General features: G+C 60.0%; 11 protein-coding genes. 5 read left to right on the plus strand and 6 right to left on the minus strand.

Features of this window, described 5'->3' with window-relative positions; all coding sequences use genetic code 11:
* Window positions 1-3: 3 nt before the first annotated feature.
* From pheA to mtnA, 4 genes are all read right to left on the minus strand, one after another.
* Complete coding sequence (gene pheA, locus AC3ITA_RS20830; RefSeq protein ID WP_007939916.1) at window positions 4-1,098, minus strand: prephenate dehydratase; 1,095 nt, start codon at window positions 1,096-1,098, stop codon at window positions 4-6.
* On the minus strand, window positions 1,098-2,183 hold the full coding sequence (serC, locus tag AC3ITA_RS20835; RefSeq protein ID WP_095944015.1) for a 3-phosphoserine/phosphohydroxythreonine transaminase: 1,086 nt from the start codon (window positions 2,181-2,183) through the stop codon (window positions 1,098-1,100). The genes pheA and serC overlap by 1 nt, the downstream gene beginning before the upstream one ends.
* Window positions 2,184-2,430: 247 nt before the next feature.
* Window positions 2,431-5,085, minus strand: a complete 2,655-nt coding sequence (gene gyrA / locus AC3ITA_RS20840) for a DNA gyrase subunit A (protein WP_095943968.1) — start codon at window positions 5,083-5,085, stop codon at window positions 2,431-2,433.
* A 416-nt stretch (window positions 5,086-5,501) separates the two neighbouring features.
* Window positions 5,502-6,578: an S-methyl-5-thioribose-1-phosphate isomerase gene (gene mtnA, locus AC3ITA_RS20845; RefSeq protein ID WP_095943969.1), complete on the minus strand. Its 1,077-nt coding sequence runs from the start codon at window positions 6,576-6,578 to the stop codon at window positions 5,502-5,504.
* A gap of 108 nt (window positions 6,579-6,686) precedes the next feature.
* Between mtnA and AC3ITA_RS20850 the strand changes: the two genes are divergently transcribed.
* From AC3ITA_RS20850 to AC3ITA_RS20870, 5 genes are all read left to right on the plus strand, one after another.
* Window positions 6,687-8,021: a TRZ/ATZ family hydrolase gene (locus AC3ITA_RS20850; protein WP_150672656.1), complete on the plus strand. Its 1,335-nt coding sequence runs from the start codon at window positions 6,687-6,689 to the stop codon at window positions 8,019-8,021.
* Window positions 8,022-8,078: 57 nt separating this feature from the next.
* On the plus strand, window positions 8,079-8,777 hold the full coding sequence (gene ubiG / locus AC3ITA_RS20855; RefSeq protein ID WP_007985381.1) for a bifunctional 2-polyprenyl-6-hydroxyphenol methylase/3-demethylubiquinol 3-O-methyltransferase UbiG: 699 nt from the start codon (window positions 8,079-8,081) through the stop codon (window positions 8,775-8,777).
* 4 nt (window positions 8,778-8,781) lie between these two features.
* Window positions 8,782-9,453 (plus strand): N-acetylmuramic acid 6-phosphate phosphatase MupP, encoded by a 672-nt coding sequence (gene mupP, locus AC3ITA_RS20860; RefSeq protein ID WP_057713765.1) that lies wholly within the window; start codon window positions 8,782-8,784, stop codon window positions 9,451-9,453.
* A gap of 150 nt (window positions 9,454-9,603) precedes the next feature.
* Window positions 9,604-10,344 carry a YciK family oxidoreductase gene (locus AC3ITA_RS20865; RefSeq protein ID WP_007999919.1) on the plus strand — a complete coding sequence of 247 codons (741 nt, stop codon included), beginning with the start codon at window positions 9,604-9,606 and terminating at the stop codon, window positions 10,342-10,344.
* Between the two features lie 377 nt (window positions 10,345-10,721).
* Window positions 10,722-11,648 (plus strand): GGDEF domain-containing protein, encoded by a 927-nt coding sequence (locus AC3ITA_RS20870; RefSeq protein WP_095943971.1) that lies wholly within the window; start codon window positions 10,722-10,724, stop codon window positions 11,646-11,648.
* A 138-nt stretch (window positions 11,649-11,786) separates the two neighbouring features.
* On the opposite strand, the gene AC3ITA_RS20875 is transcribed toward AC3ITA_RS20870, so the two are convergent.
* Window positions 11,787-12,548, minus strand: a complete 762-nt coding sequence (locus AC3ITA_RS20875; RefSeq protein WP_414929023.1) for an iron-containing redox enzyme family protein — start codon at window positions 12,546-12,548, stop codon at window positions 11,787-11,789.
* Between the two features lie 76 nt (window positions 12,549-12,624).
* On the minus strand, window positions 12,625-15,084 hold the full coding sequence (locus AC3ITA_RS20880; RefSeq protein ID WP_489278312.1) for an EAL domain-containing protein: 2,460 nt from the start codon (window positions 15,082-15,084) through the stop codon (window positions 12,625-12,627).
* Between the last annotated feature and the right edge of the window lie 51 nt (window positions 15,085-15,135).

Genomic DNA, 15,135 nt, shown 5'->3' on the forward strand with positions numbered 1-15,135 from the left:
CCCTTAGAGAACTGCTTTCGGGTAGGAACCCAGCACCTTGAGTGCCACTGCTTCCTGACTGATCTTTTCCAGCACACCTTTGACCAGCGGGTCGCGGTGGTGGCCGACGAAGTCGATGAAGAACACGTAGGTCCACTTACCACTGCGCGACGGACGAGTCTCGATTCGAGTCAGGTCGATGCCATTGTCGTGGAATGGCACCAGCAACTCATGAAGCGCACCCGGCTTGTTGCTCATCGAAACGATGATCGAGGTCTTGTCGTCGCCGGTCGGCGGCACTTCCTGATTGCCAATCATGAGGAAGCGCGTGGAGTTATCCGGACGGTCCTCGATCTTCTCGGCCAGACGGGTCAAGCCGTACAGGCCGGCCGCCATATCGCCGGCAATCGCCGCCGAGTTCCACTCTCCCTTGACCCGCTTGGCCGCTTCGGCGTTGCTGGACACCGCCACGCGCTCGACATTCGGGTAATGGGCGTCCAGCCACTTGCGGCACTGGGCCAGGGACTGGGCGTGGGAGTAGATGCGGCTGATGCTGTCGGTCTTGGTGTTTTCACCAACCAACAGGTGATGGTGGATACGCAGCTCGACCTCGCCGCAGATCACCATGTCATGTTCCAGGAAGCTGTCGAGGGTGTGGTTGACCGCGCCTTCGGTGGAGTTCTCCACCGGCACCACGCCAAAATTCACCGCCCCCGCCGCCACTTCACGGAACACTTCGTCGATCGCCGCCATCGGCTTGCTGATCACGGCGTGGCCGAAGTGCTTCATGGCCGCCGCCTGGGTGAACGTACCTTCAGGGCCCAGGTAAGCCACTTTCAGCGGCTGCTCGAGCGCCAGGCACGAAGACATGATTTCACGGAACAACCGCGCCATCTCTTCGTTGCCCAGCGGCCCCTGGTTACGCTCCATGACACGCTTGAGCACCTGAGCTTCGCGCTCAGGACGATAGAACACCGGCACTTCGCCTTCGGCCAGCGAGGCCATCTTTACCCGCGCGACTTCCTGGGCGCAGCGCGCGCGCTCACTGATCAACTCCAGGACCTTTTCGTCCAGGGCATCAATGCGCAGGCGCAGTGCCTTGAGTTCTTGCTCAGACATTAGCCGTGTTCCTTCTCGAACTCTGCCATGTACGAAACCAGCGCGTTGACGGCGTTGATGTCGACGGCGTTATAGATGGAGGCGCGCATGCCGCCCACGGAACGGTGCCCCTTGAGGTTCAACAGGCCACGCTCGTCGGCACCGGCCAGGAACGGCTTGTCCAGACGATCATCGGCCAGGCGGAACGGCACGTTCATCCACGAGCGGTCCGACTTGTTGATCGGGTTGCTGTACAGGCCGCTGGCATCGATGAAGCCGTACAGCGTGCGCTGCTTGACTTCGTTGAGCTTGCCGATGGCCTCTACGCCGCCTTGCTCCTTGAGCCACTCGAACACCAGGCCGGACAGGTACCAGGCCAGAGTCGGAGGGGTGTTGTACATCGAACCGTTATCGGCCGCGACCTTGTAGTTGAGCATAGTCGGGCACAGGGAACGGGCCTTGCCCAGCAGGTCTTCGCGAACGATGTTGACGACGATACCGCTCGGGCCGATGTTTTTCTGGGCGCCGGCGTAGATCATGCCGAAGCGCGAAACATCCACCGGGCGCGACAGGATGTCCGAAGACATGTCGGCGACCAGCGGAACATCACCGGTCTCCGGGATCCATTGGAATTCCAGGCCGCCGATGGTTTCGTTCGGCGCGTAGTGAACGTAGGCCGCGTCTTTCGACAGCTTCCACTCGTTCTGGCCTGGAATGGCGAAATAGTCGTAAGGCTTGGCGGTGCCGGCAACGTTGACGTGGCCGTAGCGCGAAGCTTCTTCGATGGCCTTCTGCGACCAGATACCGGTGTCGATATAGTCGGCAGAGCCGTTTTCCGGCAACAGGTTCAGAGGAATCTGAGCAAATTGCTGGCTGGCGCCACCTTGCAGAAACAGCACTTTATAGTTCGAGGGGATATTCAGCAGATCACGCAGATCCTGCTCGGCCTTGGTGGCGATGGATACGAACTCATCACTGCGATGGCTCATTTCCATGACCGACAGACCCTTGCCGTGCCAGTCGAGGAGTTCACCCTGGGCGCGCTGCAGGACAGCTTCGGGAAGCGCCGCGGGACCGGCACAGAAGTTATAGGCTCTCTTGCTCACATCCAATCTCGCTCTGATTTGGTGGTATCACGCAATAAATCACATTATCAGCCGACACCGGGTCCCTGTTGAAACAGGTCTGTGGGAGCGAGCCTGCTCGCGATTGCATCACCGCGATACTTCAGACGTACCGCGGCGCCTGCATCGCCAGCAGGCTGGCTCCCACAAGGGATCTCCGGAGGTGTCGATATTTCATTACGGACAAACAACAAGGGGGCGAATTTTCATCCGCCCCCTGCTTACCCGCTTATTCCTGTGGCTCTTCGTCAGCGGCGGCGTCGAGTTGCTGGTCTTCGGCAACGTCGTCGATCACGACTTCACCGACAAACCCTTCACCCTCTACACCTTCCAGCTCTTCACCTTCGACTTCCGACGGCTCCTGAACCCGCTCCAGCCCGACCAGTGTTTCGTCGTTGGCCAGTTTGATCAGGGTCACGCCCTGGGTGTTACGACCCAGGCTGGACACTTCGTCGACACGGGTACGCACCAGGGTGCCCTGGTCGGAAATCAGCATGATTTCCTCGCCGTCGAGCACCTGGACCGCACCGACCAGACGGCCGTTACGTTCGTTGCTGACCATGGCGATAACGCCCTGACCGCCACGCTTGTACTCAGGGAACTCGGTGATCGCCGTGCGCTTGCCGTAGCCACGCGCCGAAGCGGTGAGGATCTGGCTGCCTTCTTCCGGGATCAGCATGGAAATCAGCTTCTGGCCTTCCGGCAGACGCATGCCGCGTACACCGCGGGCGGTACGGCCCATGGCGCGAACGTCGGATTCCTTGAAGCGGGTAACCTTGCCGCCGTCGGAGAACAGCATCACTTCGCGCTCGCCATCGGTGATGGCCGCGCTGATCAATACGTCGCCTTCATCCAGCTCCAGCGCGATCAGGCCGACGCTGCGTTGACGGCTGAAGGATTCCAGCGGGGTCTTCTTCACGGTGCCGTTGGCGGTGGCCATGAAGATGTAGTGACCTTCGGTGTATTCCTCGACCGGCAGCATGGTGGTGATGTACTCACCATCATCCAGCGGCAACAGGTTGACCAGCGGACGACCACGGGCAGCGCGGGACGCTTCAGGGATTTCGTAGGTTTTCAGCCAGTACACCTTGCCCTTGCTGGAGAACAGCAGCAGCGTGGTGTGGCTGTTGGCAACCAGCAGGTGAGCAATGTAGTCCTCATCCTTGACGCCGGTCGCCGACTTGCCTTTACCGCCACGACGCTGGGCCTGGTACGCAGCCAGCGGCTGGGTCTTGGCGTAGCCACCGTGGGAAATGGTCACGACGCGCTCTTCTTCCGGGATCATGTCACCCAGGGTCAGGTCGAGACGGGCATCGAGGATTTCGGTACGACGCACGTCGCCGTATTCGGCGCGAATCACTTCCAGCTCTTCGCGGATCACTTCCATCAGGCGCGTGGCGCTGCTGAGGATGCGGATCAGCTCGCCGATCTGGTTGAGGATCTCTTGATACTCGGCCAGCAGCTTTTCGTGTTCCAGACCGGTCAGACGGTGCAGACGCAGTTCCAGAATGGCCTGCGCCTGTTCCGGCGACAGGAAGTACTTGCCATCGCGCAGACCGTATTGCGGATCGAGGTTTTCCGGACGGCACGAATCGGCGCCGGCACGCTCGACCATCGCCACCACGGCCGAGGATTCCCAAGGGGTGCTGACCAGCGCTTCCTTGGCTTCCGACGGGGTTGGCGACGCCTTGATCAGGGCGATGACCGGGTCGATGTTCGACAGGGCAACCGCTTGACCTTCAAGGATGTGACCACGCTCGCGCGCCTTGCGCAGTTCGAACACGGTACGGCGGGTAACGACTTCGCGACGGTGACGGACGAAGGCTTCCAGCAGGTCCTTGAGGTTCAGGATCCGTGGACGGCCGTCGATCAGCGCGACGATATTGATACCGAACACCGCTTGCAGCTGGGTCTGGGCGTAGAGGTTGTTGAGGATGACCTCAGGCACTTCGCCGCGACGCAGTTCGATCACGACGCGCATACCGTCCTTGTCGGACTCGTCGCGCAGCTCGGTGATGCCTTCAAGCTTCTTCTCTTTGACCAGCTCGGCGATCTTCTCGATCAGACGCGCCTTGTTCAGCTGGTATGGGAGTTCGGTGATGACGATCTGCTGGCGGCCACCGACCTTGTCGATGTCTTCGATCATCGAGCGGGCGCGCATGTAAATGCGCCCGCGACCGGTGCGGTAGGCTTCGATGATGCCGGCGCGACCGTTGATGATCGCGGCGGTCGGGAAGTCCGGACCGGGGATGTATTGCATCAGTTCATCGACGGTCAGCTCTGGGTTGTCGATGAGCGCCAGGCAACCGTCGATGACTTCACCGAGGTTGTGCGGCGGAATGTTGGTCGCCATGCCCACGGCGATGCCGCTGGAGCCGTTGACCAGCAGGTTGGGAATACGGGTCGGCATGACCGCCGGGATCATTTCGGTGCCGTCGTAGTTCGGCACCCAGTCCACGGTTTCTTTATGCAGGTCAGCCAGCAGCTCGTGCGCCAGCTTGGTCATGCGCACTTCGGTGTATCGCATGGCCGCGGCGTTGTCGCCGTCCACCGAACCGAAGTTGCCCTGGCCGTCTACCAGCAGGTAGCGCAGGGAGAATGGCTGTGCCATCCGAACGATGGTGTCGTACACCGCGGTATCACCGTGCGGGTGATACTTACCGATCACGTCACCGACAACACGGGCAGATTTCTTGTACGGCTTGTTGAAGTCGTTGCCCAGCTCGCTCATCGCGAACAGCACGCGCCGGTGCACGGGCTTCAAGCCATCGCGCGCATCCGGCAGTGCCCGCCCGACAATTACGCTCATCGCGTAGTCGAGGTAGGACTGCTTCAGCTCGTCTTCGATATTGACCGGGAGGATTTCTTTGGCCAGTTCGCCCATGAGAAGCCTGATTCCTTTTTCTGGTGAAACTTCGTCAGGACCAACGAAGCTCGCCGCTGCAGGCTCAGTGCCATGCATTGGCTTACAACAAATCAACGAGTTATGCCATGGATCTGCGCAGTACGGGTCGCCACTTCGGGCAACCCTGGAAACCGCCGGATGTTATCACAAGAGCCGCCACGCACCTATCCCCCAGATGCGCATGGAGAGTAGTTAGTTGACCGGTGACAGGCTTGAATGGGACGAGAGAGGCTTAGAGCCGCTGCGAATGCTGAATTCGGGGCCGAATTACGGATGTTTATTGACTTTCAGACCCCAATCGCCAGCAGGCTGGCTCCCACATTGACCGGTGTCGATCACAAAACCTGTGGGAGCCAGCCTGCTGGCGATGGCGCCCATTCGAACGCCACGGCCGATCAATGCAGACGCTTACGGCACATCAACTGCGCCATTTTCGCTGTATCCGGGCGTTCGACGATGCCTTTTTCGGTGACGATCGCATCGATCAGGTCCGCCGGCGTCACGTCGAACACCGGGTTAAAGGCATCGACGTCGGCGCCGACGCGCTTGCCACCCACCTCCAGCAGCTCGCGACCATCACGCTCTTCAATCGGAATGTCATCGCCACTGGCCAGGTTCATGTCGATGGTCGAACTCGGCGCCACCACCATGAAGCGCACTCCGTGGTGCATGGCGTTGACGGCCAGCTGATAGGTGCCGATTTTGTTGGCCACGTCGCCATTGGCGGTGATCCGGTCCGCGCCGACGATGACCCAGGTAGGGCCTTTGGTCTTCATGATATGCGCCGCGGCGGAATCGACATTGAGGGTCACGGGAATGCCTTCATTGGCCAGTTCCCACGCGGTCAACCGCGAGCCCTGCAACCATGGGCGGGTTTCGTCGACATAGACCTGCTCGACCATACCCTCGATGAAAGCCCCACGAATCACCCCCAGCGCCGTGCCAAAGCCGCCCGTGGCCAGCGCGCCGGTGTTGCAGTGGGTCAGGATCGCCTGGGCGTTGCCCTGATGCTTGCGGATCAGGTCGACACCCAACTGCGCCATGGTCAGGTTGGCTTCGCGATCACTTTCATGAATGGCGATGGCCTCGGCCTCCAGCACCTCCAGCGGATCGGCATTGTCTTTCAGGCGATCAAGCCGGTCGTGCATGCGGCCCAGCGCCCAGAACAGGTTGACCGCGGTGGGACGGGAATCGGCCAACAGCATGAAATCCTCTTCCAGCGCAGCGTACCAGTCGCCACCTTCGGCAATCCGGGCGCGGGCCGCCAGTACGATGCCATAGGCTGCGCTAATGCCGATGGCCGGCGCGCCACGCACCACCATCGAGCGAATGGCCTCGGCCACGCCAGCGGCGCTGGTGTAGGCAATCCAGGTTTCCTCGAACGGCAAAATACGCTGATCCAGCAGATGGAGAGCGCCATCACGCCAATCGATGGCCTTTACCTTTTCCGCAGCCAACAGTCGATCGCGCATCCCTCACCCCGCACTCATGAACAAAAGCCGCCGATTATAGCGATCCCCCCGCGAAGACGCTCGGGTATACTTCGCCATCCTATACAAAAGCACTGGAACCGACCCTCGATGCCGAACACTGCCGCTGCGCTCGACCTGTTATTGCTGCCGACCTGGCTGGTACCCGTCGAACCCGCTGGTGTTGTCCTCAAGGAACATGGCGTGGGCATCCGTGATGGACGCATCGTGTTTATCGGCCCACGTTCCGCCGCTCTGAAGCTTAACGCAACCGAAACCCGCGAATTGCCCGACATGCTGCTCAGCCCCGGACTGATCAATGCCCACGGGCACGCGGCGATGACACTGTTTCGCGGCCTGGCCGATGACCTGCCATTGATGACCTGGCTGGAAAACCATATCTGGCCCGCCGAGGCCAAATGGGTCAACGAAGATTTCGTGCGCGACGGCACCGATCTTGCCATCGCCGAGCAAATCAAAGGCGGCATCACCTGTTTCTCTGACATGTACTTCTTCCCGAAGGTTGCCAGTGAACGCGTGCACAACAGCGGCATTCGCGCGCAGATCGCAATCCCGATCCTCGACTTCCCTATTCCGGGCGCCGCTACGGCGGACGAAGCCATTCGTCAGGGCGTCGAGCTGTTTGGCGATCTCAAGCACCACGAGCGCATCAAAGTCACCTTCGGCCCCCATGCACCCTACACCGTGGGCGACGAAAACCTGGAAAAAATCCGGGTGATTGCCGAAGAACTGGACGCTTCGATTCACATGCACGTACATGAAACCGCTTTCGAAGTGCAGCAATCGGTCGAGCAACGCGGTGAACGACCGCTGGCCCGACTGGCGCGCCTGGGCTTGCTGGGACCACGCTTCCAGGCGGTTCACATGACCCAGATCAGCGAAGACGACCTGGCGCTGCTGGTAGAAAGCAACAGCAATGTGATTCATTGCCCGGAATCGAACCTGAAGCTGGCCAGTGGGTTCTGCCCGGTCGAGCGTTTGTGGCAGGCCGGGGTCAATGTCGCGATCGGCACTGATGGCGCAGCCAGCAACAATGACCTGGACCTGCTCGGCGAAACCCGCACCGCGGCCCTGCTGGCCAAGGCTGTCGCCGGCTCGGCCACCGCGCTGGATGCCCATCGTGCCTTGCGCATGGCCACCCTCAACGGTGCCCGGGCGCTGGGTATCGAGGCCGAAACCGGCTCGCTGGAAATCGGCAAGGCCGCGGACATGGTGGCTTTCGACCTCTCCGGCCTGGCCCAGCAGCCGGTCTACGACCCGGTTTCGCAGCTTATATATGCCACCGGCCGGGACTGCGTGAAACACCTTTGGGTTGCGGGCAAGCAGTTGCTCGACGACCGTCGCCTGACACGCCTGGATGAACAACAGCTTGGCACTGTCGCCAAGGCCTGGGGCCAGCGCATCAGTGGCCACACCGAATCGTAAGCACCCTGGAGCACAATCCGGGGCAACAGGATTTTTCAAGTTTTAGAGGACTAGACCATGAGCAACGTCGACTACGCCGAAATCGCCAAATTCGAGGCCCTGGCCCATCGCTGGTGGGACCGCGAAAGCGAATTCAAACCGCTGCACGACATCAACCCGCTGCGGGTCAACTGGATTGACGAGCGGGTCAACCTGGCCGGCAAGAAGGTCCTCGACGTCGGTTGCGGCGGCGGCATCCTCAGCGAAGCCATGGCTCAGCGCGGCGCGACCGTGATGGGTATCGACATGGGTGAAGCGCCGTTGGCGGTCGCGCAGTTGCATCAGCTGGAGTCGGGCGTCAACGTCGAATACCGGCAGATCACCGCCGAAGCCCTGGCCGAGGAAATGCCCGAGCAGTTCGACGTAGTCACCTGCCTGGAAATGCTTGAGCACGTGCCGGACCCGTCGTCGGTCATCCGCGCCTGCTTCCGCATGGTCAAGCCCGGCGGCCAGGTGTTCTTCTCCACCATCAACCGCAACCCGAAAGCGTATCTGTTCGCCATCGTCGGCGCCGAATACATCATGAAGTTGCTGCCGCGCGGCACCCACGACTTCAAGAAATTCATCCGCCCGTCCGAACTCGGCGCCTGGAGCCGCATGGCCGGCCTGACCGTCAAGGACATCATCGGCCTGACCTACAACCCGCTGACCAAGCACTACAAACTGGCGGCCGACGTGGACGTCAACTACATGATCCAGACCCTGCGCGAGGAGTAAGCCGATGCCAATCAGAGCAGTTCTTTTCGACATGGACGGCACCCTGCTCGACACCGCGCCGGACTTCATTGCGATCTGTCAGGCGATGCGTGCCGACCGCGGCTTGCCGCCGATGAACGACAAGCACATCCGCGACGAGATTTCCGGCGGTGCCAAGGCGATGGTCGCGGTGACCTTCTCCATGGACCCGGAATCGCCGGGGTTCGAGGAACTGCGCCTGGAGTTCCTGGAGCGCTACCTCGTCGGTTGTGCAGTCCACAGCAAGCTGTTCGACGGCATGGGCGAACTGCTGGCGGACATCGAGAAGGCCAACCTGATCTGGGGCGTGGTCACCAACAAGCCGCTGCGCTTCGCCGAGCCGATCATGCAACAGCTGGGGCTGGCTGAACGCTCGGCGCTGCTGATCTGCCCCGATCATGTGAAGAACAGCAAACCGGATCCGGAACCGCTGATCCTGGCCTGCAAGATGCTCGACCTGGACCCGGCCAGCGTGCTGTTCGTCGGCGATGACCTGCGCGACATCGAGTCGGGCCGCGATGCCGGCACCAAGACTGCCGCCGTGACCTTCGGCTATATCCACCCGGATGACAATCCGCGGCATTGGGGTGCGGACGTGGTGGTCGATCATCCACTGGAGTTGCGCAAGGTGCTCGATAGCGCGCTTTGCAGTTGCTAAGTCTGTCGCAGACCTCTGTAGGAGCGAGCTTGCTCGCGAGAAACCCGAGAACGCCGCAGGGTGTTGGGTTTGTCGTGTAATCGTTCAAGACCATCGCGAGCAAGCTCGCTCCTACAACGGCCGCTGTCTTCTGATTTGTTGAGGTTTTTTATGTTTGATTATTCCGCCCGCCCCGAACTGCTCAAGGATCGGGTCATTCTGGTCACCGGCGCAGGACGCGGCATCGGCGCCGCAGCGGCAAAAACCTACGCGGCACACGGCGCAACCGTGCTGCTGCTGGGCAAGACCGAAGCCAACCTGACCCAGGTCTACGACGAGATCGAAGCCGCCGGCCATCCACAACCGGCAGTCATCCCCTTCAACCTCGAAACCGCCCTGCCCCATCAATACGATGAGTTGGCAGCGATGATCGAAAGCGAATTCGGGCATCTCGACGGTCTGCTGCACAATGCTTCGATCATCGGCCCGCGCACGCCGATCGAGCAGCTTTCCGGCGAAAACTTCATGCGGGTCATGCAAGTCAACGTCAATGCCATGTTCATGCTCACCAGCACACTGCTGCCGCTGCTCAAGCTGTCGCAGGATGCTTCGGTGGTGTTCACGTCCAGCAGCGTCGGCCGCAAGGGACGTGCGTACTGGGGCGCTTACGGCGTCTCCAAGTTCGCCACTGAAGGCCTGATGCAAACCCTGGCTGACGAAGTCGACACCGTGGCCCCGGTACGCTCCAACAGCATCAACCCCGGCGCCACCCGCACCAGCATGCGCGCCCAGGCTTACCCGGGTGAAAACCCCCTGAACAACCCGACGCCCGAGGAGATCATGCCGGTCTACCTCTACCTGATGGGCCCGGACAGCACGGGCATCAATGGCCAGGCGTTCAACGCCCAGTAACAACCGTACGTCGCTTTTTGGTGCCGCGCCAGCTTCCTGTCGCGGCACTCGAAGGCTTCAGGATTCGAACCAGGCACCTGTCAAACAAACGTCACACCCTACGTCACCCAGGTAGCAGACGACAATCAACCGATTGATTCAAAACAACTTTTATTCGGATGAACCGAATGGCACGACTTTCGCTCTAAGTTTGCTCAGACACGTAACGTGAAAGCAGACGGGGGTGAAGCTTGAGTCCAGAGATTACTCTTCTTCTACAAAGCGGATTAAACTTGTACGAAATGTCCTACGGGACTGACGGACCAGTACGACGCGCAGCCCTAAGCCGCTCTCACCCTGCTTGTAAGACAGCCTTACTGCTTAGGGGCGCACGCCTTATGAAACCACCCTCCCAGACCAACGCAATTGACTTCGATAGCGCCAAATTGCAGCGCCTGGGCTTTGGTCAGCAGCCGCCCCTCCTGGAAAGACCTGTCAGTCTTGCGCAATTGCGCCAGCAGCTGAGCCTGCAGCTGCAAACCAGCCTGGAACCGCAACGCATTCTTGGGACTTTCTATCGCGAGATTCAACGGCTGGTGCCGTTGGATGCCTTGTGCTACCAGCACAAGAGCAGTGACCTGCGCCTGGAGTTCGGCCAACGCGGCCACCACTCCATCAGCTACAGCCTCAGCCACGAAGGCGAACATCTGGGCGAGCTGATCTTCCGTCGCAATCAGCGTTTCAGCGAACTGGAACAGGGCCATCTCGAATCACTGCTGGCCGCGCTGCTTTTCCCGATGCGCAATGCGCTGCTGTACCGTACCGCTACCCAAAGCGCACTGCGCGACCCGCTGACGGGCGCCGGTAACCGCATCGCCATGGACCAGACACTGCAAAGGGAAATCGAGCTGTCCCGGCGCCACCTGCAACCGTTGTCGGTGCTGATGCTGGACATCGATCATTTCAAGCTGGTTAATGATACCCACGGCCACAGCACTGGCGATGACGTGCTCAAGGCGGTCGCTGCCTCGATCAAAAACCAACTGCGCAACGTGGACATGGTGTTCCGCTATGGCGGCGAGGAGTTCCTGATCCTGCTGTCGAATACCTGTCGCGAGGCCGCGGCCATGGTCGGTGAGCGGCTGCGGTTTGCAGTGCAGTCTGAAGAGTACCTGGCCAATAGCCACAAGATCCTGCTGACGGTCAGCCTAGGCTGTTCGACCCTGTTGCCCGGCGAGTCTGCCGAAAGCCTGCTGCGGCGGGCAGACAGCGCATTGTATGTGGCCAAGCGCGAAGGTCGTAACCGGCTGGAGATGGCGGGCTGAAATTTCAGTCACGGCACAAACCAATGTGGGAGCGAGCCTGCTCGCGAATGGGACCTGACCTTCAACGATGATGTTGACTGACAGTCCGTATTCGCGAGCAGGCTCGCTCCCACAGTTGTTTTTCAAGCAGCGATTGAATCAGCTTTCGACCAATGCCATCCGCTCACGCACGACCGGTGCCCGCTCTGCGTGTTCCATTTGCATGCAACGTTCGAGAAACAGGTACATATAGTCGTAGCTCTTGCAAACAGCCTGACGCAGCTCCACCTGCAGGGATTTGCTCGGGTTGGTGCCCGCCAGTGTGCAGATGATGTCCAGGGCTTCCCATGGATGGGCATCGTCATACTGCGCATGCATCTTCAGCCATTTCATCGCCCGCTTGCGATCTTCCTCGGGGAACGAGGCGGCGTAGACACCGTTGGAACACACGACCGCCGACCATTCCCCGGTCGCCCCTTCGATCGCGTAGTTGGTGGCGGCAATCGCAACGATCAGCGAGTCGGCGGAACTGGTGTGCCAGCACCAATGGCTCAGGGCGTGAAGCTCGGGTGGAACCTGCTGAGCCTGCAACTCTTCCAGGCTGACACCGTGCGCGCGACTCCAGTGCACCCAGTAATCGGCGTGGTTCAGTTCGACGCGGATGTTACGCATCAGCCAGCGACGGGCCATGTCTTCGCCGGGATGACGGGCAAAGCGGGTCTTGGTCAGGTTTTGTGCCATATACAACGCGAACTGTTCGACCACCGGCCAGCCACCGATCAGGTACTGGCGCATGGTCTTCGCACTGAGTTTGTTGTCTCGCATGCGTTGGTACAGTTCGTGTTCGACAACCCGGCGCTTGCTCTCGCTGCAATCCTGGATCAGGCGCTGGGCCCAGGCAGGGTAACTTGCAGCTTCCATGAGCGGTCCGGTTCGGTTGAATGTATCGATCACTGTCGAGCTCCTTTTGATTGTGATTGTAAGACCGGCAGGAGTTTCAACGGAACGTGCCAGGGGCCTTGAACAACAGCGGCTGAGGCCTGGCGGGACGGCTTAGCAGGCTATCAAAGGTAAACAGATGCGGGCGTTCAATCACATACCCTTGAGCGTAATCCACCCCGATCTCCAGCAATGCCTGCTCGATCTGGGGCGTTTCGACAAACTCGGCAATCGTGCGCTTACCCATCACATGGCCAATGTGGTTGATCACTTCGACCATGGCGCGGTTGATCGGGTCGTCCAGCATATCCTTTACGAAACTCCCATCGATCTTCAGGAAGTCTACAGGCAAATGTTTCAGGTACGCGAATGAGGACATTCCGGCACAAAAGTCATCCAGTGAAAAATAGCATCCTAAGCCTTTGAGTTCATTAATGAATCGAATGGCGCTGCCAAGATTTGAAATAGCACTGGTTTCAGTAATTTCAAAACAAATCATTTCAGGCGGAATCGAATACGTCACAAACTGTTCGCGCAGGAAGTCCAGGAATGCCTCATCCCCAATGGTCGTGCCTGACAGATTGATCGCACACATGGCCAGCGGCCCATGGCCTTGCTCGGCCCTGCATTGGGCAATGATCTTGAACACGTTCTGCACCACCCAACGATCGAGCGAGCTCATCAAGCCATAACGCTCGGCAGCCGGAATGAAGCTGTCGGGCAGGATCATCCGTCCGGCTTCATCATGCAATCGCAGCAGAATCTCAATGTGCCCGCCGCCCTGTTCGACATGACCCAAGGGCACAATTTCCTGGGCGTACAGGCAAAAGCGGTCTTCCTCCAGCGCCATGTGCAAACGCTGCACCCAGGCCATTTCGCCGAAGCGCAGAGACAATTCCGAGTCATCCGGATGATAGACCTGGACCCGATTACGCCCCTTTTCCTTGGCCATGTAGCACGCCATGTCGGCAGCACGCAGCGAGGCTTCAAGCGTCGTCGGATTCTGCGCGACATGGACCAGCCCGATACTGACAGTGGTCACGAAAGGCCGGCCCTTCCAGACAAAATGCAGATTCTGCACAGTCTGGCGCAGGCTTTCGGCAATTTTCTCCGCCGCTTCCGGTGCGCAGTTTTCCAGCAGGATGCCGAATTCGTCGCCGCCAAGGCGCGCCAGGGTGTCGCCCTCGCGCAGCCCGGATTGCAACAGCGCGCAGATGTGCCGCAACAGTTCGTCGCCCGCCGCGTGGCCGCAGGTATCGTTGACCAGCTTGAACTGGTCCAGATCGAGGAACATCAGGGCATGGCGACCCGAATGGCGGGTTAGGTTGTGCAGCGCCTGTTCCAGGCGATATTCGAACTCGCGACGGTTGGCGAGCCCCGTCAAGGCGTCGTGGGTCGCCTGCCACGACAGATTCGCGATGTATTGCCGCTCCTGGGTCATGTCATGCAGCACCAACACCGTCCCGCTGACTTTGCCGGCATTACGGATCGGCGCGCCCACCAGCGTGACCGACACCGTGCTGCCGTCCAGACGCTGGATCAGCTTGGAGTGTTCACTGCCGCCACTGAGCTGGCCGCTGAGAATATGCTCGATCAGGGTGAATCCATCGGTCTGGGCATTTTCGTCCAGCAGGTTGAACAGTGCCGCCAGAGGCAACCCCGTCGCCTGCTCGGCCTTCCAGTGGGTCAACGCCTCGGCCGCGGGGTTCATGTAAGCAATCGCACCGGAAACATCCGTGGTGATCACGCCGTCACCAATCGATTGCAGGGTGATCTGCGCCCGCTCTTTCTCCACTTGCAACGCATCGGCGAAGGCATGGCGCTGCTTGAGTAGTTTATGGGTGCGCATCAGCGCCAGCGCGATCAATCCAAGAGCCGTGGCGAGGTTAGTCAGCAACAGCAGACGAAGAATGACCCGCGACCCCTCCCCCAGTGCATCGCTGAAGGCTTTCGCCGCCGGAGTCACCTCATCATTGATCGCGAAAATCTGCTCCCTCCAGCGCTGTACATCCGCCCTGGAAGCCGGGCCGGCAGCGATGTGCCGATGCATGTCCCTGGCAACGTTATCGAGTTTGACAAGATAGGCATCACCCACGGTCCAGAGGTCGATGGCTTTTTCAAGGTAGCTGAAGTGACGAAAGTTGAGGTACAGCCAAATCAGGCTGGAAACGTCATCCGGGTGGTTGCCCCCCTTGAGAATCCCCGCACGTGCCGCCTCGATATTCGGCGGTTGGTGGTCCAGTGCCACGCGTAACTCATGCCCGCCCTGGGGCACGGACATCGCGTGCTGGTATTTACGAAAAATCGCTTCGTCGCCACTGTCGGCGTAAAGATTGAGGTAATAGATGGCGTCTTTCTGGCCCTTGGACCAGAGGCTTTCGCCGGCAACATAGCCGCGAACCGCCGACAGCACATAAAGGCTAACGCCGCCCAGCAAGGCTTGAAACACCACAACGGCGATAAATGGCCAGACGATGCCCAACAGCCGTGGCGTTCCGAGAGTCCGCGTTTGATTCATGGGGTCCCTTGCATTGGCACTGTCTGCTCGTCTTCCGGACGAAATCGCTAT

The sequence above is a fragment of the Pseudomonas sp. GL_090 genome, from assembly GCF_057837765.1.